The organism is Mangrovimonas aestuarii (assembly GCF_028767185.1).
Lineage (GTDB): Bacteria > Bacteroidota > Bacteroidia > Flavobacteriales > Flavobacteriaceae > Mangrovimonas_B > Mangrovimonas_B aestuarii.
This window is the reverse complement of sequence record NZ_JARACK010000001.1, coordinates 131,936-157,282: the sequence shown is the minus strand read 5'-3', so window position 1 is coordinate 157,282 and position 25,347 is coordinate 131,936. Positions and strand designations below refer to the sequence as shown.

Here is a 25,347-nt window from a genome sequence, read left to right as displayed (position 1 = left end):
TTATGAAAGTAATACAGCTGAGATATTATACTGTTGTACTTTGTTTATTGTTAGGTTGTGCTTCATTTGAATCACATCATAAATCGTTAGATATCGTAAATATAGAGTCTATTGACAATGAAACAACAAATATTTTCCTAATTGGAGATGCAGGCAAATTAGAAACAGATGGTTCTCCGCCTAAGGCTCTGGTGGATATGCAGAAGCAATTTTCTAGGGCAGATAAAAATGATTTGTTATTGTTTTTAGGTGATAATGTTTATCCCGAGGGTATCCCAGTTCAAAATCAAGGAGAGGCTGTTAATGTCTTGAAAACACAACTTAAAATAGCCAAAACTTTTCCTGGAAAGACTTTTTTTATTCCGGGAAATCACGATTGGTACAGTGGGATTCAAGGTTTAAAAGAACAGGAAAAAATAGTTGAGAGTGTTTTGGGGAAAAATACTTTTCAACCTGAAAATGGCTGCCCTATTGAAAAAATAAAAGTAAGTGATGATGTCGTTTTGCTAATCGTGGATTCACATTGGTACATAACCAACTGGGACAAGCACCCAAAGATCAATGATAATTGTGACTTAAAAACACGTGAAGATTTTCTTGATGAATTTCGTGGCCAAATAAAAAAAAATATAGGAAAAATGACTCTAGTGGCAATACATCATCCTATGTTTACCTATGGACCACATGGTGGCCATTATAGTTTTATGGAGCATATGAAACCATTGCCAATTATTGGTACAGCAAAAAATATACTAAGGACTACTAGTGGCGTTGTGAATGCCGATATTTACAATCAGTTTTACAATGACCTCCGTAAGAACCTTATTGCAGCTTCCCAGCACAATGATAAGGTTATATTCCTTTCAGGGCATGAGCATTCTCTTCAATATATTGAAACCGATAATGTAAAACAGATAATCAGTGGCTCTGGTTCTAAGGTTACAGCTGTCAAAGCTCAGAAAGGGGCTGGTTATGGGGAAGGAGCTCTGGGATATGCTATTCTTAGTATTAAGAAAAATCAATCTGTTTCAGTTCAATTTGTTAATGTAGAAACGAAAACTATATCATACCGTAAAACCCTTTTTCCAGCAAAACAGAATATAGATAAAACGTATGAGACTCTCTCGGGTAATAATATGAAAGCCACTATATATAGTAAACAAGAAACTGATAAGTCTAAGTTTTATAGGTTGCTGTGGGGAGAAAGGTTTAGGGACTACTACAGTACTCCTGTAACGGCTAAAGTTGTTTATCTCGATACGCTAATGGGTGGAATGAAACCGAAACGAAGAGGTGGAGGAACACAGTCTAAATCATTGCATTTAGAAACAGAGGGTGGAAGGCGTTATGTTATGCGAGCAATGAGAAAGCAAGCGGCTCAGTTTATCCAATCTTCAATGTTTCAGGATCAGTATGTTGAGGGGCAATTTATAAATACAACCTCCGAAGGGATTATAGAGGATGTTTTCACAGGAGCTCATCCATACGCACCATTTGTTATTGGTAGATTATCAGATGCAATTAATTTGGCGCATCTAAATCCTAGGTTGTTTTACATACCAAAGCAAGAAGCACTTGGTTCTTATAATGAAGAATTTGGAGATGAGCTTTACCTTTTTGAAGAGCATGCCTCAGAAGGGCATACAGAACTAACTTCTAGGAATGATTTTACTGGAAAAATAGTTAGTACTTTCGATATGATTCAAGAAGTACAAAGTGATGAATCTAAAGTAATAGATGAAGTCGAGTTTGTAAAGGCACGTTTATTTGATATGCTAGTAGGAGATGCTGATAGGCATCAAGATCAATGGCGATGGATGGAATTTAAGGAGCAAGAAAAGACAGTTTATAGACCATTACCTAGGGATAGAGACTTATGCTTTTCTAAAATGTCGGATGGTTTTCTTTTTGGAACGGCTTTACATTTAATTCCTCCTGCTAGGAAGTTTAGGGGATATGAGTCCGATTTAATGGATGTTAAAGGTTTTAATGTGTCAGGATTTCCTCTGGACGTAGCTTTTACGAATAGCTCAGAAAAGTCTGTCTGGGATGAACAAGTGCAATATATCCAGTCTAAAATAACCGATGAAGTAATCGAAGAGGCTTTTAATAGCATTCCTGAAGAAGTCAGGGATGTCTCAATTGATGAAATAATAAATTTGTTTAAAAAAAGGAGAGAAAACCTTCAAGATATTTCCGATAGGTACTATAAGCTTGTCAATAAATTTGCAGTATTAACTGCAACCAATAAAGACGATTTCATTAAAATAGAAAACAATGAAAATGGCTCAGTTAAGGTTTCAATGTTTCGTAAAAAAGGAGGTGAAATTAAAGACGAATTCCATAATCGAATCTACGATCCGACAATAACAAAAGAAATTTGGATATATGGTTTAGACGATGACGATACCTTTGAAGTGACAGGAAAGAGTAAATCAATTACTATAAGATTAATAGGAGGGCAAAACAATGACCAATATATTGTTCAGCAAGGAAAGAATATAGTGATATATGATTATAAGTCTAAAAATAATACTATAGACCAAGCCAAAAAAGCCCGTATTAAACTTACAGATGATTACAATGTTAACGTTTATGATTATAGGAAGTTACGAAACAATGTTAATCAACTATTGCCAATGATTGGTTTCAATCCAGACGATGGAATTAAAATGGGGTTTACAGATACCTATACCACTTACGGATTTATACGTAATCCATTTACAAGTAGGCATCAGTTTGGAGCGAATTATTATTTCGCTACCAATGGTTTTGAGTTAGACTATAGAGGTGAAATTGCCCATGTAATTGGTCATTTAAATGCATTGGTAGAAGCCAGATTTCATAGCCCTAATTTTAGTTTAAACTTTTTTGGTTACGGAAATGAAACTGAAAACTTTGATGATGATGAAGGCTTGGATTTTAACCGTGTTAAGGTGCGGGAGTTTAGTGTTGCCCCATCACTCTTATGGAACTCTAAACGAGGAAGTATTATTCAATTAGGATTTACATACGAGACAATTGAAGTGCAAAACACACCTAATAGGTTTTTAGATTTTACAAATGTACTACCATTTTATGTTTTTGATGAGGTGTCATTTGGAGGTGTAAATGTAAAATATAATTTTTCCAATTACGACAATATTGCATATCCTACAATTGGTATGCGTTTTGATCTTGATTTTGGATATAAAAATAACTTAAGTGCCAGTAATAAAGATTTCACTTTTCTAATTCCAACATTGGGTATTGCCCATAAATTAAACAATTCTGGTCGCCTGGTAATTGCCACTAAAATTAAGGGGCATTTTAATTTTGGTAATGGATTTGAATTTTATCAAGCAGCAACGATTGGAGGAGATGATGGGGTAAGAGGTTATAGGAATCAGCGGTTTACGGGTAAACGTTCCTTCTATCAAAATACAGATTTAAGATATAGTTTTAATCGAATGAAAACACAATTAATTCCCATTAAAATTGGGGTTTATGGTAGCTTTGATTACGGAAGAGTCTGGGTGATGAACGATACATCCAATAAATGGCACAATAGTTATGGAGGGGGATTATTTATTAATGCCGTTGAATTTTTATCATCTAATTTAGGGATATTTAATTCTTCAGATGGAATTCGTGTAGCCTTTGGTCTTGGCTTTGGTTTCTAGATAAAAATAAGTTTGTAATGAGTATTAGGCTTCTGTCTTATTTAATTATAAAAAGGAGTGCTATTTAAGAATGAATAGTTGGATAACAAGTGTTCGACTTGATATAATTCATTTGGTGGTTATGGTAGCATAAGTCCAGTTTTCCCTTTGGTTATTTAGATTATTATTCTAAAAATGCCACTGAATTATTAATTATCAGCGTCTAATGATTCTTTTATTAAAAGAATCAAATCAGCAGACTTTTCTTTAGCATTTAGCACTGCATTTTTTGTATGTCTTTTTCTGAATAAACTAGTCCTTATTCTGTTTTTTACCTCAACGGTGTTTATAAGAGAGTCAAAAATGGATTTTCTTCTTAACTCACTATCTAAATAAGTGAATTCATCAGATAGATAAGGGCTTTCAAAAAATTTATTATAGTACCAAAATTCGGCATCCTTTTTAGAGAATTCCACTTCCCAGTTAATGTTGCTGTTAAACATGTCATTGTCCCTTGTATAATAAAAGGTAATTGAGTCCATTAAATTTTTATGATTTGGTAATTCAATTAAGCCAATACTCTTCATTTTTTGGAATGTTTGATCATTGATCTTAATTTCATCGTAACGTGGTTGAAATAAATCTATTAAAGAGTCAATTGGAATGTTCTTTACTGTTTGAGTGTTTAGAAGTGTAGCCCTATTATAAGAAAGGCGGTCTAAAAACTTTACATATGTATTTATTGTTACTGTATCTGAAGCTAAATCTGAAATCATACTTTTTAAAAAGTTGTCGGCTTGAACATGTCTCTTTCTTTTTTCATTCCAATTATTAATCTGTAATGCAATCAAAATTCCAATCACCACTAATACGATTTCTCCCAAAGCATATTTCATGTACTTTCCTGTCTTTCCTGTCTTTCCTTCTGAGAGTAAATTTTGTCTAATTTTTCTAAAGAATTTTATCATTACTTATTTTTTGGTCATAATGTGTATTAAGTGAGATTGTTTACACAAGCCAAATATGATTCTGTGGATCTAACTCAATAAAAATAACATTGATATTTTTAATTTTAATCAGGGATTAAGACTATTTTACTAGAGCTTTTGCCACTTTCCAGATATTTATGTGCTTTTTTTCCTTCCGAAAGTTTGAACTGGATAGGAGTCTTAATTTTAATAACACCATCCAAAATAAGTTTAAACAGAATTTCAGATCTTCTTTTCCTTTCTTCTTCACTTGTTAAATAACTCCATAGGTCGCCTCCTGTCAGAGTCTTACTCGTATCCATTAACATTCTGGGGTCAACTGGATCAGGGTCGCCTCCACTCATTCCATAAAAAACAACGTGTCCACAGTCTTGGGTTACTTCAAAACTGTCTATCAAGGTAGTTCCCACACTATCAAAGACCACATCTACTCCTTTCCCTTTTGTGAAATCAAATACCTTTTGCTTCCAGTTGTTATCAAGCTGAGCAGCAAAATCAGCGTTGCAGCTCAAAATAGTATCAATTTTATCCTGACTTCTTGTTAGCCCAATTACAGTAGCACCTTTTGATTTACATAGTTGAGTTAGTATTTGTCCAACCCCACCAGAAGCCGCATGAACTAATACAATATCATTTTCTTTGACTTGATAGCTGTCATTTGAAAGGTAGTGAGCTGTTAGTCCTTGCAATAGTACTGATGCTGCTAACACGAAATCAAATTGTCCTGGAATAGGAATAGCATAAGCTTCTGGAACAACGATATACTCACCATTAGCAAAAGGAACATCTGTATAGGCAATTCTATCTCCAATTTTATAGACCTTGGATTTCGATTCTGTAACCTCACCGGCTCCTTCATAACCTGCAATATATGGAGGTTCTCCTTTTAGATGATAATTTCCCTTTCTTCTATAAATATCTGCATAGTTTAATCCAATAGCCTTATTTTTCAAAAGCACTTCTCCTTCTTTAATTGAGGGTGTTGGAATATCTATGTATTCGAGCACATCTGGTGTTCCAAATTTTGAAAATGTCAATGCTTTCATTAATGTATATTCTAGATTTTATCGCTTTCTCCAGCACTATGCTTATACAAAGGTTCTGTCTTATCTAATTTAGTGAAAAAAACATAGCTGTTTTGGTTAATATGAAATAGGTGGGCTATGTTTAATGTCTTGGATATGAGTTGTTTTGTGGTTTGATAGCCCAAGGATAGGCTAGCTGTGAATTTTAAATAATAATTCTACGAACGTGACAGAATCATGTTGGAAAATTGTTTTTTTCTCAGATTATACTGAATTAAATTTTGGAATATATTTCATCAAAAGGAACCCTAAACCTAGGTCCGTATATACCTTTGCTGTCTCTTATTCCACATCCAATTACCATTGTGACTTCAGCGCTTGAAGGTAGTTTTAAAATTCTTTTTACTCTTAACGTATCACTGCCTTCCATTGGACATGTGTCATAGCCTATAGCAGCCATGCTTATCATAAAGTTTTCAGCGGCTAATGCAGCACTTTTATGAGCCACAATTCGCATATCACTTAATCGGGTTTGTCTATATATAGGCTTAAACACCCCAATGATTTGAAAAATAAAATATTTGATTAAACCTAATATGCCTAAAAAATCTATGTAAATAGTTGGTATCAATTTGCTGTAGTAATTCATAGCCATTTTTTTTCGTTTCAAATCACGTTCACTAAGATTTTCTTTATCATAAACTTTTTTCAAAAACTCTATGTTAGCCTTTGCTCGTTTTCGCCAAAGATCTTTACGAGCAACTACCACAACTATTTGTTGTGCAGTCTTTGCAGCGCTCTGGTTTAAACATGCCTCTGACATTTTGCTTAAAGTTTCTTTATTGGTAATGTGATAAAACTCCCAAAGTTGAAGATTACTACTAGTTGGAGCCAATGAAGCATTTACCAAGCATTGCTTTACTTTTTCAGAATCTATTGACTCGTCTTTATATATTCTTGTGGATCTTCTATAAGCAATAGCTTCCGAAACTGTTTTTTCCATGTCATTCATAAATTTAATTTAAAATACAAAGTTGTATTTATTAAGTGGGTATAGATAGACAGTAAATGTTTATCTGATTATAGTTATGGCAGCATAAGGGCAGGTTAGCTATGAAATTTTAGATTATAATTCTACAAACGCAACAAAGGGACAAAACCTCTAGTTAGCTTAATAAATATTGATTAGCGAGTTTTGTAAAACGAAGAATTTCTTCCTGTTTCCATTCATCACTAAGATTTAATTCTTGCTTAAAAATTTCGGCAACAATAGTTGCAGATTGTAAACTGGCTTTTGCATCTAAAAACAAAAGTCGTGTGCGTCTGGCTAAAAAATCTTCAATTGTTTTTGCATCTTCATTTTTAATAGCCCAAACTACTTGTCCCTTAATGATTTGATATTCCGGATGTATTTTTTCTTTTAGTTCAGGTCTTTTTTCAACTAAGTCTAAAATCAAATCGGCATCTGTTCCATAAACACCTAAAAAATCATTTGGTTTTATATTGGTTTTATGACCATGTATGTTTAAATACTCGGTATGTGATTTTACCAGGGGTAATTTAGCAATCATTGCAGCTTTATCTATGGTGTCTTTGGCCATTTTACGATACGTTGTCCACTTTCCTCCTGCAATAGTTACCAAACCATTATAACTAACCTCTATAGCATGTTCTCTAGAAATTGATTTTGTATGTACTACATTTCCATTTTTTATCAAAGGACGTAAACCTACAAAAACACTTTTAACATCATCTCTAGTAGGGTTTTTGGTTAAATATTTAGCTGTATGTTTTAGTAAAAAATCAATTTCTTCTTTTTGGGGTATTGGTTCGTATGAATATTCCTTTACCAGAGTATCTGTAGTTCCTATTATAATTTTATCATGCCATGGCACAGCAAATAACACACGTCCATCATTTGTTTCAGGAATCATAATGGCGGTATCACCGGGTAAAAAACTTTTATCCAATACAATATGTACCCCCTGGCTTCCGGTTATTATTTTGGAAACGGTGCTGTCGTCCATATTTCTAATAGTATCTGAAAACACACCTGTAGCATTAACTATTGCTTTGGCTTTAACGGTAAACCGTTTGTTATTTATAGTGTCATAAATTTCTCCACCATCAATAATTCCGTCTTTTGTTTTAGTAAAGTTTATAAACTCATGGTAATTTAAAATAGCTGCTCCTTGCTCTTTTGCCGTTTGCATCATATTTATTAATAAACGGGTGTCATCAAACTGTCCATCGTGATAAATAACCCCACCACGTAAACCTTTTTGAGTTATAGTTGGTAATAAACGAACCGTTTCTTTTTTAGAAAGTAATTTAGAATCACCAAAACCTTCCTTACCAGCTAACCAATCGTACATTTTCAAACCAATCCCGTAAAAAGGACTTTCCCACCAATCGTAAGTTGGAACTACAAATTTTAAATCGTGAACAATATGTGGCGCATTGTTTTTAAGTAAAGCACGTTCTTTTAAGGCTTCTAAAACTAGAGATACATTTCCTTGTTGTAGGTATCTAACGCCACCATGTATTAACTTGGTGCTTTTGCTAGAAGTTCCTTTTCCATAATCTTCTTTTTCTACTAAAAGTGTTTTGTAGCCTCTTGAAGCAGAGTCAATAGCAGCACCCATCCCGGTAGAGCCTCCACCAATAATTAAGATATCCCAATTTGTGTTTTCTATATTATTTGTCATGTATCAAGTTTAATTGCTCTTTCATCCATCGAGGTCTATCTGTTGTTAATCCGCCTGTTGAAAACGGAGGATATCGTTAGGTATCTTTTGCCTTGTTAATTGGGAGGATTATAACATCTAAGTTAGTAAAATAATCAAAGTTATAGTTATCAATAAGGGGCAGATGGACAGCGTGTGTTTATCTGTATATGAGTCATTTTGTAGTTTGGCAGCATTAGGGCAGGTTAGCTATAAATTTTTAGATGAAAACTCTATTACTCGACAGAACCTTATTTTTGTAGATTCTTCAGAATCAAGAGAACTAATGCTTAAAATTAGTGGTCGATGTACGAATAATTAGTATATTTAATACTGTTTAAGACACATTAATAAAATTAGTTTAGCTCTTTTCTTTCCTATACCTCTAGTTGTTATGGTTAATTTCTATTAACCAAAAACTTTTACAATGAAAAAATTTAGAATGAATTTAGTAAGCTTGGCTATTTTAAGCCTAGTATGTTTTTCTATTCATGCACAACAAAAATATTTAGTGCATGTAGACTATGTTAAACCTTCAATGTACGATACATACATTGAAACAGCCAAAGCTTTTCATGATGCCTGTAATGAGCACCAACCAGAAGTCAGTTGGATTACTGTTGCGACCTCAGATTATAGAATGATGTATGTGAGTCCTATGGAAAATTTTGCTGAATTAGATAAAAATGCCTTTGCTGGTATGGCTGAAAAAATGGGAGACAAATTTGGAAAGTTATTCAGCAAATTTGATGAATGCTATGACAGACATTCTGGGTATGTTATTGTACTAGATGAAGAGCTGAGTTATATGCCTGATGGAGTTTCACCAGTTGTGGAAGGAGAAAACTATAGAAAATTCTATATGATGTACCATACCCCTTCAAATCACGGTAAGGTAAAAGAGGCCATAAAGGGCGTAAAAAAAATGTTTTCAGATAAAGGCTCTAAGGTATATTACAGGGTTTATCACAGCGATTTTGGAGCTGGTGAAGACTATTACATGGTTGCTGTTTCATATGTAGATCCAGTAGATGCTGCAAACCGTGGTAAGGCCAATAATGAACTTCTAGGTGAAGATGCTAAAGCGGTTTTTGGAAAGCTCATGAATTCAACAGAACGATTTGAAGAGTTTACAGGTTGGATGAAACCAGATTTATATTATTCTCCTAAAAAATAAATTAAGGGTTCTGTCGCATCTAGGATGTTTTGATTTTTTAGATCATAATGCTACAAACGCGACAGAACCCTTATTAGACATAATATGTTTTTGGTTTTAATAGTAATCTTTCAGAAACCATAAAAAAGAGGAGAATTTTCTACAAACTATTAATTACTTCTGCTGTTACACGTTCGCTATAACTGTTAATTTTCCAATGGTCAGGGCTCCATCCTTTTATGAAGCGATGAAAGTCTGCCCAAGCTACTCGATATAAAGATCGCCATTCAGTTTCCAGAGCTCCATTTCTTTCCTTGAGTTCACTTTGTAAATATTTGAAATAAGTATCAAGGATTTGGGCCTCTAAACGTTCACAATCTTTTTCATTCAAACAACTTCCTATAAAATATGCCACGTCTTTCATTCCACATCCGCCACCCACGTACTGAAAATCTAGCCCGGCTACCTGTCCATCTTCGGAAAAACAAAAGTTTGCCAGTTTAGCATCTCCATGAACAAACGTCTTGTACTTACATGAGTTTAGTTTATCATCAATGGCACGGGCTGCCTCTTTCAGCCTTTTATCATTCAATATGGCTAATTCCTGAGGTCTAGTATCCAAATGCCAATAGGTCCCCACTTCCCAAAGTCCATCTGGAACTTTTCCAAGGTAACTGGCATGGAATTCTGCCAACCATTTTAAACAAGTAGATATTTCTTCCCACTCGAGAGTTTGCTTACGTAAAGAATAGCCCGCTTCATCCAAGTCTTCCAATACCATGAGCACTTCATCTTCAAGTGTCTCAATCGCTAAACATTGCGGCAGGCGAGCAGTACTGTTTTTACTGTATCTATCATACCATGTGGTTTCTACTTTATATGATTTCACCTTTCTTTGGTGACCGATATCGGTATTCCATCCGCGTGGGTGATTTTTATTCACGGTTAACTGAACGTGTTTTACTATCACGCTTTTTTCAGAGGCGTTTTCCAATCCAACTCGCATGATTTTTCCATATCCGCTCCACAAATTCTGGATTGTTTCTTTTTCAATTAAGGAAGAAGCTCCTGTTTTCTCAAGAATAACCGATTTAAACTGTTCATTCATATGGCCGCAAAGATAACGAAGTATCAATAGTAACATATTGATTGTAATTTTTCTAAAAAACAAAGCCTACTTTAAGAGGGAACGATCACCAATATTAAGTTCAAATACTAATCATGAATCATCTTTTTAAGCGTTTAAAGTTTATTTTAATACGGTATATTTGGCTTTTTTTAACAATAAAAATCATACAATTGAAAAAGCTATTTGCATTACTATCTATCGTTTTCCTTATGAATTCTTGTATTTATGATGAAATTTTTAATCCAGATGAACCTTCTGATGTTCCTGGGGTTATTTCTTTTACAAGATATATTTCTCAAAATTCTGTGAGGCTTAATGGATTTATTGATAATTCTAATAATTATTATCAAGGTTCAGATACCTATAAAGTAGGGTTTAAATTTAGAGCCGGCGATGAAAACGATTCTAGTAATGATGAAGTAATAGAACTTGAAGAGAATGTAGAATATCAAGCAGGTACAAGGATTTTTAGTACGGATATTACATCATTAGAGCCTAATACTACCTATTACTATACTTGCTATACAAAAAACGGGGATAAAAGAAAAGATAATTGGAAGTCATTTACTACTTCTGATCTTCCTTGTGAATATGGTCAAAATAATTATTACAGTATTTCTGGGGGTGCTTGGAAAAATGCCAATGTACACATAACACATCCCAATTGCTGTTATGAAGGAAATATTGGTTTTGAATTTGGAACTTGGCCTGATATTTATGAAATCAGTTTTAATGAATTGAGTAATGTATATCCGATAACAGGACAATATTTTGGAGTAGATTACGAGTTTGCGGGTACTTCACCAGAATCACAGATAGTGAGGTCTACCAATCAAGTATTAATTGGAGATAAATCAACTCCTGAAACAGAATTGTTTGTTGAAAATGATGGAGAAACTATAACATTGATTTTTTGTAATACCATTTTAAGAAATGGAGATGTTTTGAATGGAAAGGTTTCTGTTGCAATTCCACAAAATTAGAATTGAATGATAAAAAGCTCTTTTGTTAAAGGCTTTTCATAGAATTTTGAATTAATTTAATCATTAATACAAACAAAAGCGCATCACTTGTCAAGTGATGCGCTTTTGTTTGCTACTGGTTCTAGAGTACAAAATCAACTAAAGACTTGCATTAGCAAGTGTTTCATTTACTTCATTGCGTATAAGAGCATAGCCTACATTGTTAAAACGATGGTTTGCTATCTCTTTGTACATATCCATAGCTATATCTGTGTTTCCTACCATTTCATTGACTTTGGCCATCCAGTATTGATCGTATACGTTATCAGGGTCTAATTTAGATGCATGTTCTAAAGCAGCGTCATAATTTTCCTGTTTGTAATTAATCAAGGTGTGCGCCCTATGATAATTTCTTAATTTGTTAGGGTCATTTGAAGGCTCTAAAATAGCTCGAATCATTTCGGCTTCATTAATGGCTTCTTCGAAATTGCCTTGAGAAGCTAAGACCATGGCATTAAAGTAATGCATTCTGGCTTTTTCGTTTAAAGTAAACCCTTTCGCTCCGACATCTTTAGCAACTTGCTCAGAATTCATTTTCATTAATTCTACTATTTCATTTAGCTGATCTGTTTTTCCATGGTGCATGGCAATCATTGCACTGGGATAAATGCAATTGCGTATTGCTATCGTTTTGTTGCTTTCAGGAGCATTTGTTTTTTCTACTTCTTTTGCCGACTCCATAAGAAAGGCAAGTGCCTTTTCATGATCATTTTGGTATAGATAGGTGCATGCCTCGTCGTGATAAAAACCTACTCCAAATTCACTAACAGCTCTTGCATTCTGGTAATTTTTACGAGCCTCATCAAAATTGCCAAGAAAACTGTTGGCGTGTCCCATTTTTGCAAATGCTACTTCATCTTGAGGGTCAAGGTTACTTGCTTTAGTATAATGCTCTAAGGCTTTATCGAGATTATCCTGTGCGCGATAGCAGTCTCCTAAATCTATATGAGCCATTGAGCTTTCGGGAGCCAAAGTAACCACCTTTTCCATGTTTTTCTGGGCTATTGCATAATCTTTTGGTGAGGAAAAAAGATAGGAACGACCAAGGGTTGAAATTGCAGGAATAAAGTTGGGGTTGAGTTCTATAGCTTTTTTCCAATTAGCTCGGGCATTTTCTGTGTCGTCTATCGTTCTGTATGCCTGAGCTAGTTGATCGTATGCACGAGCAGAATTTGGATACTTAGAAACAAGTTGTTTGCTTAATTCCACAGCTTTTAAATCGTCATTTTCCATATAGGCTGAAAATATGTCCATCATAATGGTTTCACCTTCATTGGCCTTGTCTCGCATAGCTAAAAACTTATCTCTGTTTTCAGACCAATCTTTTGGTGAAGAGCTATTGAAGGATCTATACATTTGAGCACTTACAAAATTTGGGTCTAATTCCAATGCTTTTTCAAAATGGGGTCGTGCCTTTTGTTCATTTCCCAGATCTTGAATTTCCAAACCTTTTACTAACTCAGCAATGGCTTCATTAGAACTGGAGCTAATTGGGATTTCATTTTCAGGGTATAGAACTTTTGTGTTTTTTGGTGACTGGCAGGCGAACATGACAAATGCAAATGCAGCCAATACATTTGGGAATAATTTGTTTGAATAATTCATAAGGTTAAAGGTTAGTTTAAATAAATTTTAAGATGAATGCGCCTACAATATAGTGATTTTTGGTGATATATTGAATTGTATTTCAGGTGTGTAAGTGTGTCGAGGGAGGAGCTAAGTTTGAGTTCTTTTTAGCTTGTTTAAAAGGGTGTTGTCACCATATTAATTGCTCAAAACACCTTTAATTACTAGGTCAGTAATTATGTTAATTATTTAAAAAGCCTCCAAAGTTTTTCACTTTGAAGGCTCTTCCCGGTTATCAAACATTTCCGTTTGAAAAACTAAACTAACATGGAATTAAAACTAATTCCAACCACCACCCAATGCGCGGTAAAGATTTACCATAGCATTCATTTGTTCTTTTTTGGTCTCAACCAAGTCCATTTTAGATTCCAAAGCATCTCTTTGGGTCAATAAAACTTCCATATAATCCGCTCTAGCCGATTTAAATAGTTTATTCGTAATGTCTATGGATTTTGTCAACGCTTGCACCTGTTGTTCCTTCAGTTCGTAACTTTTCTTAAGATTTTGAATGTTAGACATTTCGTTAATTACTTCAATATGGGCATTTAAAATGGTCTTTTCATAATCGTAAACAGCTTGCAGCTGTCTGTCGTTAGCGTTGTAATATTCCGATTTTATAGCATTTCTATTAATTAAAGGCGCAGCCATGTCTCCAATAACATTGTATAACAACGACTGAGGTGTTGTTACAATATACTTTAGATTGAAGGCTTCAAGCCCAACACCAGCTCTAAGTGTAAAAGAAGGGTAGAAATTAGCCTTGGCCACTTTGGTGTCCAATTTAGCTGCTTGTAATTCGTATTCAGCTTGTCTAATATCAGGTCTGTTAGTTAATAGCTGGGAAGGAATACCAACAAATAGTGTGTCTAATGCTTTGTCTATAAAATTATCAGAATCACGTTTTATGTGCTGAGGTGACCTGCCTATTAAAAAGTTAAGCTTGTTTTCTGTTTCAACAATGTCCTGTTTTACGGCAAAAAGTTCACTTCTGTTTTTAAACACTTCGGCTTCTAATCGCTGTACTCCCAACTCTGTTGCTCTTGCAGCTTGTTTTTGAAGCTCTACAGTCTTTAACGCATTGTTTTGAAGCTTTAAATTCTGCTCGATAATAGCCAGTTTGTTATCCAAAGCTTGAAGCTCGAAATACGAATTGGCAATTTCAGATATCAGGTTTGTCACCATGAAATTCTTTCCTTCAACAGTAGACAAATACTCCATAACAGCAGCTTTTTTAGCATTGTGGAGTTTATTCCAAACATCAAGTTCCCAAGTAGCAAAAGCACCCACACCGAAATTTGGTAGCGGTTCTGGAAATTCTTTTCCTGGCTTAATATCGATATTGGCGTCGCTAGCTCCCTGACTTGTATAGCGACCTACTTTTTCAACTTCAGCTCCAGCCTGAATGTCAACAAAGGGCAAGTATTCTCCTTTTCTGGCCTTTATTTCGTTTTTGGCCATATCTACTTGTTGCAACATGATATTTAGTTCTTGGTTGTTCACCAAGGCAGTGTCAATTAGTGCAATCAGATTAGAGTCTTTGAAGAATTGCTTCCATTCAATATTAGCGACATTGGTTGTGTCATTCGTTATTACATCTTGGAATTTCTCAGGTAATGAGGTGTTCACCTCTCGAATCTCACGAGTAGGAACACAACTTTCCAAGACCGCCGTAGTTAGTGCTAATACTAGTCCTAATTTAAAATTCATGGATTTGAAAACCTTATTATTCATTTCCTTTTCTTTTCATTAATTTTTTCAACTTACTGTTAAGTGCTTTTAATCTTGATTTAAGATTACTGTCCTCTTCACTATGTCTAAACAGCTCTTCAGAAACAGGTTCTGTGCTTTCATCCTTAATCAGGCTACGACCCTCGGCCATTTTTCCGAAAATGTAGTAGAGTCCAGGTATAATAATCACACCAAATACGGTTCCGAGAACCATACCACCCATGGCAGAACCTCCAATGGTTTTGTTACCAATGGCTCCGGCTCCATGAGCGATTACAAGAGGAATAAGCCCTGCTATGAATGCAAACGATGTCATTAAAATAGGTCTGAAACGCATTTTAGCACCTTCAACTGCGGCATCGAAAACACTGGCGCCCTGCCTTTGTTTTAGAACGGCAAACTCCACAATCAGTACGGCGTTTTTACCGAGGAGTCCAACAAGCATAATCATACCAATTTGAGCATATACGTCGTTTGAAAGCCCCATAAGCTTAAGTAACAGGAACGATCCGAAAATACCCACTGGGAGCGATAATAGCACTGCTAATGGTAAAATGAAACTTTCATATTGAGCGGCTAATACGAAGTACACGAACAAGAGTACAATACCAAAAATATAAAGGGCATCGTTACCTCTGCTAGCTTCGTCGTATGATAATCCTTCCCAAGCAATGTCGTAACCTCTAGGTAATTTCTCTTTGGCTACCTCGCGAATGGCGTTAATGGCATCGGCACTGGTGTAACCTTTGGCAGGCAATCCTCGAATAGCGGCAGAATTATATAAGTTGTAACGGGTAATCTCGTTTGGGCCTAAACGTTTTTCCATTTTCATGAAAGCCGAATAAGGCACCATTTCACCGTCCTCGTTTTTTACATACAGTTTTTCAAGGTCTGTAGGCAATGCTCTGTATTCTGGAGCAGCCTGAGTATAAACCTTAAAGAATCTACCAAACTTAATGAATCCCTGTTCGTAGGTACTACCAATAAGAACGTTAAGGTTTTCCATGGCCTTACCAATGGAAACACCTTTTTGCATAGCGGCCTTATTGTTTATTACCAATTCATACTGAGGGTAATTGGCAGAGAAGAAGGTAAACAATCCTGTTAATTCTTTTCTTTTGCCCAACTCTTCAAGGAATTCATTGTTGATCTTTTCGAACTGATGATAGTCCGTAGAGTTGGTTTTGTCCAATAAACGCAATGAGAATCCACCGGAAGATCCGAAACCAGGTACGGCAGGTGGTTCGAAATATTCTATGGTTGCACCTAAGTCTTTTGATTCCTCTTCCAGTTCCTCCATGATTTCATGAACGGAATGTTCTCTTTGAGACCAAGGTTTTAGGTTAATTAAACAAGTACCGGCATTCGATCCACGACCTTCGGTCATAATCTCATATCCAGCAAGAGAAGATACAGATTCAACACCATCTATTTCTTCACACATAGCCTGTAATTTTCTGGCTACGTCGTTAGTGCGCTCTAAGGTAGATCCAGGAGGTGTTTGGATAATGGCATAAATCATACCTTGATCTTCACTAGGGATGAATCCTGCCGGTAATACTTTGTTGGTAACAAAGATACCCACACAGAAAGCAGCCAAAACACCAAAGGTTAAAATTCTACGAGCAACAATTCTATTTAGTATTTTAACGTATCGTCCCGTAAGTTTTTCAAACCCTTTGTTGAACCAATCAATGAACTTATCAATAAGTGATTTTTTTCTTGGCTTTCCATGGTTGTTTTTCAGCATCATGGCACAAAGTACCGGAGTTAGGGTAAGGGCAACAACTGCCGAAATTACTATGGAACCAGCCATAGTAATGGAGAACTGACGGTAGAATACCCCAACAGGACCAGTCATGAACGAGATTGGTATAAATACCGATACCATTACTAGTGTAATCGCTAAAATTGCACCACCAATTTCTCCAAGTGCAGCTTTAGAAGCTTGGAACGGTGTGAGAAGCTCTTCTTCCATTTTCAAATGGACGGCTTCCACCACAACGATTGCGTCATCAACCACAATCCCAATAGCCAATACCAAGGCAAATAAGGTGATTAAATTGATGGACAAGCCAAATATCTGCATTACAAAGAAGGCACCGATAAGCGATACCGGTACAGCAATAATTGGGATAAGCGTAGAACGCCAATCTCCCAAGAACAAGAATACCACAACCGCTACCAAAATAAAGGCATCTCTTAATGTATGGAGAACTTGCTCGATAGAAGCATCTAAGAAATTAGATACGTCATAACTAATTTTATAATCTACTCCAGGAGGAAGATCTTCTTTAAGTTCTTTTAATTTTTCTTTTACAGCATCGATAACATCACTACCGTTACTGCCAAAAGTTTGTTTGAGTACGATTGAAGCCGAGGGTTCTCCATCTAAATTGGAATAGATGTCAAAGAATTCACTTCCTAATTCCACATCAGCAATATCACCCAAAGTTATAGTTTCACCTTCGGAGTTTGCTCGGATGATAATGTCTTTGTACTCATTGGGTTCGCTATACCTCGATCTATAGGTGAGTACATATTCCAACGATTGTGATTTCTTTCCGGAGCTTCTACCAATCCTACCCGGTCTTGCCAGGATGCTTTGGTCTTCCATAGCTTCTAAAACCTCTTCGGCAGAAATATTGTAGGCACGCATTCTGTCTGGTTTTAACCAAACCCTCATTGCAAATTTACGGCTACCCAAAATCTGGGCACTCGCAATACCTTTAATACGCTGTATTTCTGGAATTATTCGAGTATATGCATAGTTGTAAAGGAATTTCTCATCGTTATTTTTGTTTTTAGTATATAGGTTAACATACATCAACATACTAGGCTGTACAGGAGTGATAATTACACCTTCTCTTTGGACAAGTTCAGGTAATAATGGCATAACCTGATCTACTCTGGTTTTAACCCGTACTACAGCATCGTTTGGATCTGTTCCGGGATCAAAAATAATACGCAGGGTTCCTTCACCGGCACTAGTAGCATCCGATGCTATATATCGCATTCCCTGTACACCGTTGATTGCAGTTTCCAAGGGGATTAAAGTCGATTTTACCAACACGTCTGCACTGGAGCCAGGATAAGCAATAAATATGTTTACCGTGGTAGGTGCAATTTGTGGAAACTGTGATATTGGTAATTGTTTTATTGCCAGTAACCCCGTAAATACGATAATTACCGAAATGACAATCGCCAATACCGGTCTTTGAATAAATTTTTTGAACATTACATGTAAATTTTAGGGTTCTTATTCAGCATATATGTCCAGGTGTTCTAAAACCTCATCTGGATTTTCAAGCTCATATTTGATTTTTTCATTGGCCTTAACCAACCTGATCCCCTCAAGAAGAATTTTATCACTTTCTTCCAAGCCTTTTTCAACTACAAAAAGATTAGGCAATTCAGCGCCTATTTTTATTTCTCTTTGTCTTACGATATTGTCCTTGTCGATGACGAATACAAAACGTTTGTCCAAGACTTCAAAAGTGGCTTTTTGAGGGATAATCAAGGCGTGCTTTAAAGGAATGGTCATTAAAACGGTACCCGTTTCCCCATGGCGAAGGATGCTGTTAGGGTTGGGGAATGTTGCTCTAAACGCAATGTTCCCCGTTTCGTTATTGAATTCTCCTTCTATAGTTTCTACAACTCCAGACTGATTAAATACCTTATTGTTTGCCATTAAAAGATTGACTTCTTGCTTTTGGTCTTTGTTGGCACTTGTGATATAATCTAGGTACTCAGCTTCTGGAACGTTGAAGTAAACCCACATTTTACTGTTATCCGAAAGGGTAGTTAACAGTTCGCCTTCATCTAGCATACTACCTTCTCTAACATGTAAATGGTCCATTATTCCATCAAATGGAGCACGAATATCAGTAAAGCCTAAATGGGTTTCTGCAAGAGCTACCTCAGCTTTGGTTTTGTCAAAATTAGCTTTTGCTAGTGCTAATTCGTTTGGAGAGACAACATCGCTATCAGCAAGCAATTTTGTGTTTTGATACTCTATTGATGCAGCTTCATTTTCTGCTTTTGCCTTTAACAATTCAGCTTGATAAATGTTAGGCATGATCTTAAACATAGGCTGCCCTTTTTGTACCTTTTGACCTTCGTCAACAGAAATGGTTTGAAGGTATCCTTTTTCCATCGCCCTAAGTTCTATGTGGCGAATGGAGCGTATTTGGCAAACGTAATCTTTCACAATAGAGGTGTCTCTGTAAACAGGGGTTGTAACCTGAAAAGTGCGTTCCTCGTGCTTTTCTTCATGGTGTTTATTACAACTAACATTGATTAACACAGCCAGTAGGCCTGTGAAAATTGAAATCTTTCTCATAATAATTTGTGCTTTTTAAAGCGTGGATGGTTATTAAATAGATTTAAAAAAAATATATGTACAATGTGGAATAATGTCCTTTTGGGGAAATAAAAGGACATAGGTAGTTACAGTTATAAGCAGTTATAACCATAACAACAGAAGTAGGCAATTAGAGATTACCTACTGAAGTGAGAAATCAAATTCGGAATACCTCAAATAGAATATACCGTCTGGATACTGGATAAAAGTTGAAGTAATTACTGTTAGGCAAGTTCTTCTCAACATGACGGTGAAAATACCCAAATGTGTTTCTGTTTAATTGGGTAATAAAATGTGTGTAGAAATCCAGATGTTTTTTGGAAGATGTTAATTCATTTTCTTCCTGTTCTATATCTGTAGTGTGTAACTTATCATAATGCCTGTCCGAACCAGATTCAGGAAGGTGAAAGTTAGAGTTTAAACTGTTTTGAAGATGTTTTAGGTTGGCTTGATCTGATATCTCCAACACCTTAATCACAGACGTATTTGTGCAATCCTGTTCGTTTAAAGCATAATGCTGACTGTTCCCGCCAAACAGGAAAAAACTTAAGGTTGCTAATATTCTGAATAAGGTCTTCATAAAACGACATCAAAAGTAAATCATGATTAATATCTAACCAAGATCGATTTGTTAAATTTTGTTAGAGCTCTCTTAATGTCTTATTATTAGTGGGGTAGGTGCTTCTTTTGAACTCAATATTTGAGTGTTTTAAAGCGATAATTAGTCTAAACGTTAAGGTTTTAGATGTGCTGGTCAACCAAAATTGGATTGCCATCGGGGTCGAGCACTACAAAACTCGCTGGGCCCGAACTGTTTTCGTCGGCTTCGCTTTCCAAAGAAATGCCTTTCTCTTTAAGGTGCTTTTGAATCGTCCTAACATCATCGAAATTTTCTAAAGTTGTGGCATTAGAATCCCAACCAGGATTAAAAGTTAAAATATTTTTCTCAAACATTCCCTGAAACAAGCCTATGAGAGTGGATTCGTTTTTTATAATGAGATAGTTCTTTCCCATGTCGCCGGCAAACACACTAAACCCGAGTAGTTCGTAAAATTCTTTGGATTTCTTTATGTCCTTTACGTTTAAGCTGACTGAAAATGCACCTAGATTCATCGTTGTTTAATATTTTGATTAGTTTAATTTTATTTATTGTTCGTTAGTGTTGTTATTGTTAATATGTACATTGGGAATCCTTACTATTTCAACTGTAGACGATGCCAATACAACTTTTCCGTTTGTAGCTTCTATATTTTTCCCAATACGCTCATTGAGAAGGTGTTTTGTAGATCTTCTTTTCTTATAATCGACAATATACCTGATGTTGAATTCCATCCAGTTGTCGGTCATTGTTATGGCAAGTGTAGGGTTAACCTGAGCATTTTCTATGTAATATTTCTCAACCACAGTATTCCATTGTGTAATGGATTGCGTAACATACTCTGATAATGTTTTCTCTGCTATCTCTAAGATTATTTCTTTAGCCAAGTTTTTATCAGAACCGTAACGGATGGGAATATTGAACTCGTCCCAAACAAAAGGGAAGTCCCGAGAATAATTGTAAACGGGGCCCTTAAACACAAATGCATTACTAAGTTTAACAATTCTACCACTGTAATTGTCGCTGGATACCCATTCGCCTATTTCCATCATGGTGGTGTAAATACTGTCAATGTCTATAACATCACCTTTAATGCCGTTAATTTCTATCCTGTCCCCAGGCTTATAAACACGAACAAAGAATATATAGAAGGAACCGGCAATGCTCAAAATAAGCTCTTGAAGGGTAAGGGTTATTCCAGCGGTGAGTAAGCCTATGGCCAAGCCAAAATCTTTAATGTTTCCAGTAAAATAGGTTATTGCAATAAAAATGAGGAAAAAGTACCCAATAATTTCAATCCCTTTTTGAGATTTATACCTTACGGAGGTGTCCGGAAGACTTCTTTTGATAAACCTTCTCAGGAAAAGAATAAGGCTAATAATGAGTATCACCCATATAGAAAATTTTAAGAGACTACTTATTTCAGGATAGTCCTCTAACCACTGTCTTAAATTTTCTAGTGCTTTCATTGTCTTATTGTTATAAGTTGTTCGTTTTTTGTTTTGATGTATTTTGAATGTGTGTTCTATCAGTTGTCTGTAGGCTCTTTTCCTTTATTAGAGGTTTCCAACAAATCTTCAATAACTTTAATTACATTATCAGGTTTTTCAGAGTTTTCTAAAAATTCAACAAACTCTTTCGAAAATGATTGTCGGCGAATTTTCCACCATTCCTGAATCCCATTTAGATGGAAATAAGAAATTATTGTATTTCTATTACTAATCCAAAGCCAGGGCTCGAGGACTTTCATTTTGTTCTGGTAAAACAGGTTTTCCCAAATACGAAAAAGTTGGATGTACATGAAGTTTGAAGTTCGTTTATCGTCTTCATTTAATTCATTCCAAGACTTAGTGCCTTTTTCAAACAGCTTTCCCAAATCCCTATCCACAATCAATTGATGGAGAAACTCTCTGTTAGAATTAGCAAAAGAGTCGTAGAAGTTTGAACGCACAGCCTGTGTGTTTTTTTTAATTTCTATTGCTAGAAAAATTACTGAAACGATAACACCTACAGAAGTCAATAAATTAATTGCTAATTCTAAATTCATATTATGATTTTTAATTCAAATATCTGTTAACGTTTACTCTAAAGATTACTTGCTAATTCTTAAATTTTATCATTGTTTTCGTTGTTCTCTTTATTTTTAGAATTGGAGCTTTGGTTTTGTTGATATAATGTTCTGATAGGGAAAGGGATGTTAATGCCATTGTCATCAAATGCTTTTTTTACGGCCATAATAGCTTCGCTTTTTACCTGAAGAGCAGTTAGGTTTTCCTGGGCGCTCACCCAAAATCGAAGGGAAAAATCAATAGAGCTGTCTCCAAAGTCGGTATAATAAAACTCCACTTCTTCACCTTGGTTTGGTTTATAGATAGAAGCAATGGTGTCTGTAGCTACTTTTTTGACAAAAGCTAAATCAGAATCGTATGCCACGCCACAGGTAATGGTCGCCCTTATACGTTGTGTTAACCCATAGTTCTTGAATGGATTTTCAAGAATCATTTTATTGGGTATGACAACAATGTTGTTGTCCGATTCTTTCACTTTGGTATTTCTTAGTCCAATTTCTACAACATGGCCTAAATAACCATTGGTTTCTACCCAATCGCCAACTTTAAGTTCGTCTTTAAGGGCGATAAAAATCCCTGAAAAGGTATTGGAAAGTGTTCCCTGAAGAGCCAAACTAATTGCCAGTCCGGCAACACCAGCACCGGCAAGTAACGATTTAATGGTTCCGTCCAGGTTAAGAACGGCTAAAGCCAAAAGTAATCCAAGAACGATTAAGGTTATCGATAGAACCTTAGAGATTAAAGAACGAATGGAAGGTTGTTTAATGAATTTTTTGAGAAGCTTATTTACATAGCTCTGTAAATATCGGGCAAGCCAAAAGGAGGTAATAAAAACAATTATTGCAATCAGGAAATTGGGAAGGTTTAGAATTAATGTGTCTATCCACCCAGAGAGTTTGTCCAATAGTTTTGACCAAGATGATTCCAATTGTTCCTCCATTGCATGCTATTAGGTTAGGTCTAAGTTTCCGGTTGAATATTTTAATTTATAAACAAAGTGGTAAATTCTCCAACCTTGATGGGATTTATGTAGTTTAAATGTATAGGTGCCTATAAACGCTCTCGTATTCCCATTTTTAGCCAATGCCTTGTAGTGGGTTGCAGTTGCATATGCAAATGCTTTGGCTTCTGTAGGGTTGACAAGCTTGACCAGATAATTTCCTGCTAAATGATTTACGGCATCTAAGTCATTAAATCCTTCGTGCCACATATCACAAATTACTTTAGCTGTTGTGTCCATTGCTTTTCCTCCCATTGAGGACATGTCCAAGTGTACGGTTTCTGCAAAAACATAAGTTTGTAGACCATCCCAGTTTTGTGCGTCGGTATAAATGAAGAGTTTATTGATGGTTTCTATTATTTCCTCTCTAGCGGTCATTAGTGGTTGGAGGTCAGTGTTGTTTTGTTTCTTAAAGATAACAAATATTAAAGGAAGTTATTTTCAGTTTGACTTTTATTTAAGTGTCCATGTGGCTTATAATCAATGCTTTTAAGTTATGTTTTTGTAAGAATTGTTGCTTATAGGCTGTAGTATGTTTATATCGTCATGGCTTCGTAATAATTTTAAGATACTTCTTTTATAGATTGCCAATATTAATTTAAGTGTTGTGAAGTACAGGCTAGTTTTTGAAGACGATAGTAATATCGCAGAACTGGTTGTTATTAACCTAGAGAACAATCAAACTAAAGTAACCTGTTGTTATGATGGTAAAGAAGGTTTTATTGAAGTCTACAAATCAGACTATGAGCTTATTGTGTTGAATTTAATGCTACCTAGTAAAAAAGGAATGGATGTTTGTACAGAATTTAGAGCAACTAAAGTGAATACTCCAGTATTGGTACTTACCAGTAAATGATTAGGAAAAAGGAAGTGGTTTAGGTTTGGGCTATCGTTAAGAAAATAGAACTTCACAATACTTCTATTAACGTATAAATTGTATTTGATTAAGGAACCGAATTTTTCTTCAATTTACCTGAAGAAAATTGTAATGCTTATTAGGAATTAAGGTAGGGTTAATTTCTTTAATACTGATGTGACATTCTAAAGCGATATTTGTAATGTAGCCACTAGCTGAAATACATATGAGAAAGTAAATCATTTCTAAAGAGGTTGTGCTTAGTGATCAGTGAAAAGGCGTCATAATGACGCCTTTTTTTACTTTTATATTATCTAATTAATGGTTGGGGTTGGGAAAGTCCGAAACTTGATTTATTTCAAATCGTCTCATAGCTTCTCCGTCTTCAAGTTTATAGGTTATTTGTCTAATGTTATTGGAGCCTGTAATGGGGAAGCGTTGAGCCAAATAAGTTTCGATTATTGAAAATTCGTCATGCCCCTCATATCCATTGTTGATTTTGTCATTGTCTTCAACGGGAGGGAAATATATTCTGCTCATCGATTTTCTATTGTTGGTAGAATAGCCGATAACAGTTCCCTTTTTTCCATTTTCATTTTTCACAAAAACAAGAATTTCAGGAGAGCCATCAGAGTTTAAATCTTCTGTTTCTACGCCTGAAACCCTTCCGTGTATTTCCGTGGTTTCTGGGGTGTTTGTTTCCTGAAGCCCAAAAGGTAGAACGGTCAATTCCTTTTTTCCGTTTGTGTTTTTTACTGATACATTAAATCCAATTCCTTGAAGGTTTAAAACTTGACTAAATATAGTTTTGTCGACCTGTGAAGAATCCAGGGGCTCATCAATTTTTTTATACTGGCCTGCAACGGTTGCTCCACCAGAGCAATAAAAATGCAAAATACCTCCGTCTTCTGGGCGTTCTGTGGCAATGTTTATGGAGTTTTCTCCAAAAGTGATTTTTACCGGTTTTTGATCAAGTAGAGCAATATAAGTGGTATCATTAAATTTCTTTGCAGTAAGGTCTAAGGTACAAGTGGGTTTCTTTTTGTCTGCCCTAGATCTTACTCGTAAAATAATGTTATCTATTCCTTGTTTGACTGAAACAGCAACCCAGTCGTAATTTTCGTTTCGTTGAAAGTAGCCATCAGAGACATAGTTGCCAGAAAAATCCATGCGTTTAGGCTCTGTTTCTGTTTTTTTGGATACTGTTGAGGTTGGTGAAGGGACTTCTTTTTCATTACTGTTCTTACATTGATACAGGAATAAAGCTAAAGTCGCTACTAAAATAATTGTTTTGGTAGTTTTCATATTGAGATAAAGTTAGGTTATGCTTATAAGCAATAATTTAACTAAAGGTAATAATTAGGATGTATCTAATTATTAAGAGGATGGTTTTGTCTTGTTTAATTGCTTAAATTAGTT

General features: G+C 35.4%; 20 protein-coding genes. 4 read left to right on the top strand and 16 right to left on the bottom strand.

What is annotated here, in order from left to right; genetic code table 11:
* The first annotated feature begins 2 nt into the window (after window positions 1-2).
* Window positions 3-3,662: a metallophosphoesterase gene (locus PWU04_RS00740; protein WP_274473889.1), complete on the top strand. Its 3,660-nt coding sequence runs from the start codon at window positions 3-5 to the stop codon at window positions 3,660-3,662.
* 188 nt (window positions 3,663-3,850) lie between these two features.
* On the opposite strand, the gene PWU04_RS00735 is transcribed toward PWU04_RS00740, so the two are convergent.
* The 4 genes from PWU04_RS00735 to PWU04_RS00720 form a co-directional block, all read right to left on the bottom strand.
* Window positions 3,851-4,609, bottom strand: a complete 759-nt coding sequence (locus PWU04_RS00735; RefSeq protein WP_274473888.1) for a DUF6090 family protein — start codon at window positions 4,607-4,609, stop codon at window positions 3,851-3,853.
* 104 nt (window positions 4,610-4,713) lie between these two features.
* Complete coding sequence (locus tag PWU04_RS00730; protein ID WP_274473887.1) at window positions 4,714-5,676, bottom strand: quinone oxidoreductase family protein; 963 nt, start codon at window positions 5,674-5,676, stop codon at window positions 4,714-4,716.
* A gap of 253 nt (window positions 5,677-5,929) precedes the next feature.
* Complete coding sequence (locus PWU04_RS00725) at window positions 5,930-6,658, bottom strand: nitroreductase family protein (protein ID WP_274473886.1); 729 nt, start codon at window positions 6,656-6,658, stop codon at window positions 5,930-5,932.
* 163 nt (window positions 6,659-6,821) lie between these two features.
* Window positions 6,822-8,363, bottom strand: a complete 1,542-nt coding sequence (locus tag PWU04_RS00720; RefSeq protein WP_274473885.1) for a glycerol-3-phosphate dehydrogenase/oxidase — start codon at window positions 8,361-8,363, stop codon at window positions 6,822-6,824.
* A 445-nt stretch (window positions 8,364-8,808) separates the two neighbouring features.
* On the opposite strand from PWU04_RS00720, the gene PWU04_RS00715 reads away from it, so the two are divergent.
* On the top strand, window positions 8,809-9,558 hold the full coding sequence (locus PWU04_RS00715) for a hypothetical protein (RefSeq protein WP_274473884.1): 750 nt from the start codon (window positions 8,809-8,811) through the stop codon (window positions 9,556-9,558).
* A 139-nt stretch (window positions 9,559-9,697) separates the two neighbouring features.
* On the opposite strand, the gene PWU04_RS00710 is transcribed toward PWU04_RS00715, so the two are convergent.
* The gene (locus PWU04_RS00710) at window positions 9,698-10,681 is read right to left on the bottom strand and encodes an oxidoreductase family protein (RefSeq protein WP_274473883.1); all 984 of its coding nucleotides are present in this window, start codon (window positions 10,679-10,681) and stop codon (window positions 9,698-9,700) included.
* 194 nt (window positions 10,682-10,875) lie between these two features.
* Here PWU04_RS00710 and PWU04_RS00705 point away from each other — a divergent pair, with 194 nt between their 5' ends.
* Window positions 10,876-11,649, top strand: a complete 774-nt coding sequence (locus tag PWU04_RS00705) for a hypothetical protein (protein ID WP_274473882.1) — start codon at window positions 10,876-10,878, stop codon at window positions 11,647-11,649.
* A 138-nt stretch (window positions 11,650-11,787) separates the two neighbouring features.
* Here the strand turns inward: PWU04_RS00705 and PWU04_RS00700 are convergent, their stop codons facing one another.
* From PWU04_RS00700 to PWU04_RS00655, 10 genes are all read right to left on the bottom strand, one after another.
* The gene (locus PWU04_RS00700; protein ID WP_274473881.1) at window positions 11,788-13,293 is read right to left on the bottom strand and encodes a tetratricopeptide repeat protein; all 1,506 of its coding nucleotides are present in this window, start codon (window positions 13,291-13,293) and stop codon (window positions 11,788-11,790) included.
* A 300-nt stretch (window positions 13,294-13,593) separates the two neighbouring features.
* A complete protein-coding gene (locus PWU04_RS00695) occupies window positions 13,594-15,021 on the bottom strand; it encodes a TolC family protein (protein WP_274473880.1) in 1,428 nt (475 codons plus the stop codon).
* A 16-nt stretch (window positions 15,022-15,037) separates the two neighbouring features.
* On the bottom strand, window positions 15,038-18,280 hold the full coding sequence (locus PWU04_RS00690) for an efflux RND transporter permease subunit (protein WP_274473879.1): 3,243 nt from the start codon (window positions 18,278-18,280) through the stop codon (window positions 15,038-15,040).
* Window positions 18,281-18,301: 21 nt separating this feature from the next.
* A complete protein-coding gene (locus PWU04_RS00685) occupies window positions 18,302-19,384 on the bottom strand; it encodes an efflux RND transporter periplasmic adaptor subunit (RefSeq protein ID WP_274473878.1) in 1,083 nt (360 codons plus the stop codon).
* A 178-nt stretch (window positions 19,385-19,562) separates the two neighbouring features.
* Window positions 19,563-19,985 (bottom strand): hypothetical protein, encoded by a 423-nt coding sequence (locus tag PWU04_RS00680; protein ID WP_274473877.1) that lies wholly within the window; start codon window positions 19,983-19,985, stop codon window positions 19,563-19,565.
* Window positions 19,986-20,146: 161 nt separating this feature from the next.
* Window positions 20,147-20,518, bottom strand: a complete 372-nt coding sequence (locus PWU04_RS00675; RefSeq protein WP_274473876.1) for a VOC family protein — start codon at window positions 20,516-20,518, stop codon at window positions 20,147-20,149.
* 33 nt (window positions 20,519-20,551) lie between these two features.
* Window positions 20,552-21,472: a mechanosensitive ion channel family protein gene (locus PWU04_RS00670; protein ID WP_274473875.1), complete on the bottom strand. Its 921-nt coding sequence runs from the start codon at window positions 21,470-21,472 to the stop codon at window positions 20,552-20,554.
* 59 nt (window positions 21,473-21,531) lie between these two features.
* On the bottom strand, window positions 21,532-22,050 hold the full coding sequence (locus tag PWU04_RS00665) for a hypothetical protein (protein WP_274473874.1): 519 nt from the start codon (window positions 22,048-22,050) through the stop codon (window positions 21,532-21,534).
* Between the two features lie 59 nt (window positions 22,051-22,109).
* Entirely contained in the window at window positions 22,110-23,012 is a 903-nt protein-coding gene (locus PWU04_RS00660) for a mechanosensitive ion channel family protein (RefSeq protein ID WP_274473873.1), read from the bottom strand.
* A gap of 9 nt (window positions 23,013-23,021) precedes the next feature.
* Complete coding sequence (locus PWU04_RS00655; RefSeq protein WP_274473872.1) at window positions 23,022-23,450, bottom strand: nuclear transport factor 2 family protein; 429 nt, start codon at window positions 23,448-23,450, stop codon at window positions 23,022-23,024.
* A 229-nt stretch (window positions 23,451-23,679) separates the two neighbouring features.
* Here PWU04_RS00655 and PWU04_RS00650 point away from each other — a divergent pair, with 229 nt between their 5' ends.
* Window positions 23,680-23,928, top strand: a complete 249-nt coding sequence (locus PWU04_RS00650) for a response regulator (protein ID WP_274473871.1) — start codon at window positions 23,680-23,682, stop codon at window positions 23,926-23,928.
* A 318-nt stretch (window positions 23,929-24,246) separates the two neighbouring features.
* Here the strand turns inward: PWU04_RS00650 and PWU04_RS00645 are convergent, their stop codons facing one another.
* Entirely contained in the window at window positions 24,247-25,233 is a 987-nt protein-coding gene (locus PWU04_RS00645) for a hypothetical protein (protein WP_274473870.1), read from the bottom strand.
* Window positions 25,234-25,347 lie beyond the last annotated feature (114 nt).

Excerpts from the sequence above, each read along its gene's own strand:
- PWU04_RS00700 (WP_274473881.1), bottom strand. The coding sequence starts at position 13,293 with ATGAATTATTCAAACAAATTATTCCCAAATGTATTGGCTGCATTTGCA.
- PWU04_RS00670 (WP_274473875.1), bottom strand. The coding sequence starts at position 21,472 with ATGAAAGCACTAGAAAATTTAAGACAGTGGTTAGAGGACTATCCTGAA.
- PWU04_RS00735 (WP_274473888.1), bottom strand. The coding sequence starts at position 4,609 with ATGATAAAATTCTTTAGAAAAATTAGACAAAATTTACTCTCAGAAGGA.
- PWU04_RS00725 (WP_274473886.1), bottom strand. The coding sequence starts at position 6,658 with ATGGAAAAAACAGTTTCGGAAGCTATTGCTTATAGAAGATCCACAAGA.
- PWU04_RS00680 (WP_274473877.1), bottom strand. The coding sequence starts at position 19,985 with ATGAAGACCTTATTCAGAATATTAGCAACCTTAAGTTTTTTCCTGTTT.
- PWU04_RS00740 (WP_274473889.1), top strand. The coding sequence starts at position 3 with ATGAAAGTAATACAGCTGAGATATTATACTGTTGTACTTTGTTTATTG.
- PWU04_RS00690 (WP_274473879.1), bottom strand. The coding sequence starts at position 18,280 with ATGTTCAAAAAATTTATTCAAAGACCGGTATTGGCGATTGTCATTTCG.
- PWU04_RS00720 (WP_274473885.1), bottom strand. The coding sequence starts at position 8,363 with ATGACAAATAATATAGAAAACACAAATTGGGATATCTTAATTATTGGT.
- PWU04_RS00645 (WP_274473870.1), bottom strand. The coding sequence starts at position 25,233 with ATGAAAACTACCAAAACAATTATTTTAGTAGCGACTTTAGCTTTATTC.
- PWU04_RS00675 (WP_274473876.1), bottom strand. The coding sequence starts at position 20,518 with ATGAATCTAGGTGCATTTTCAGTCAGCTTAAACGTAAAGGACATAAAG.
- PWU04_RS00730 (WP_274473887.1), bottom strand. The coding sequence starts at position 5,676 with ATGAAAGCATTGACATTTTCAAAATTTGGAACACCAGATGTGCTCGAA.
- PWU04_RS00710 (WP_274473883.1), bottom strand. The coding sequence starts at position 10,681 with ATGTTACTATTGATACTTCGTTATCTTTGCGGCCATATGAATGAACAG.
- PWU04_RS00655 (WP_274473872.1), bottom strand. The coding sequence starts at position 23,450 with ATGACCGCTAGAGAGGAAATAATAGAAACCATCAATAAACTCTTCATT.
- PWU04_RS00660 (WP_274473873.1), bottom strand. The coding sequence starts at position 23,012 with ATGGAGGAACAATTGGAATCATCTTGGTCAAAACTATTGGACAAACTC.
- PWU04_RS00685 (WP_274473878.1), bottom strand. The coding sequence starts at position 19,384 with ATGAGAAAGATTTCAATTTTCACAGGCCTACTGGCTGTGTTAATCAAT.
- PWU04_RS00715 (WP_274473884.1), top strand. The coding sequence starts at position 8,809 with ATGAAAAAATTTAGAATGAATTTAGTAAGCTTGGCTATTTTAAGCCTA.
- PWU04_RS00705 (WP_274473882.1), top strand. The coding sequence starts at position 10,876 with ATGAATTCTTGTATTTATGATGAAATTTTTAATCCAGATGAACCTTCT.
- PWU04_RS00665 (WP_274473874.1), bottom strand. The coding sequence starts at position 22,050 with ATGAATTTAGAATTAGCAATTAATTTATTGACTTCTGTAGGTGTTATC.
- PWU04_RS00695 (WP_274473880.1), bottom strand. The coding sequence starts at position 15,021 with ATGAATTTTAAATTAGGACTAGTATTAGCACTAACTACGGCGGTCTTG.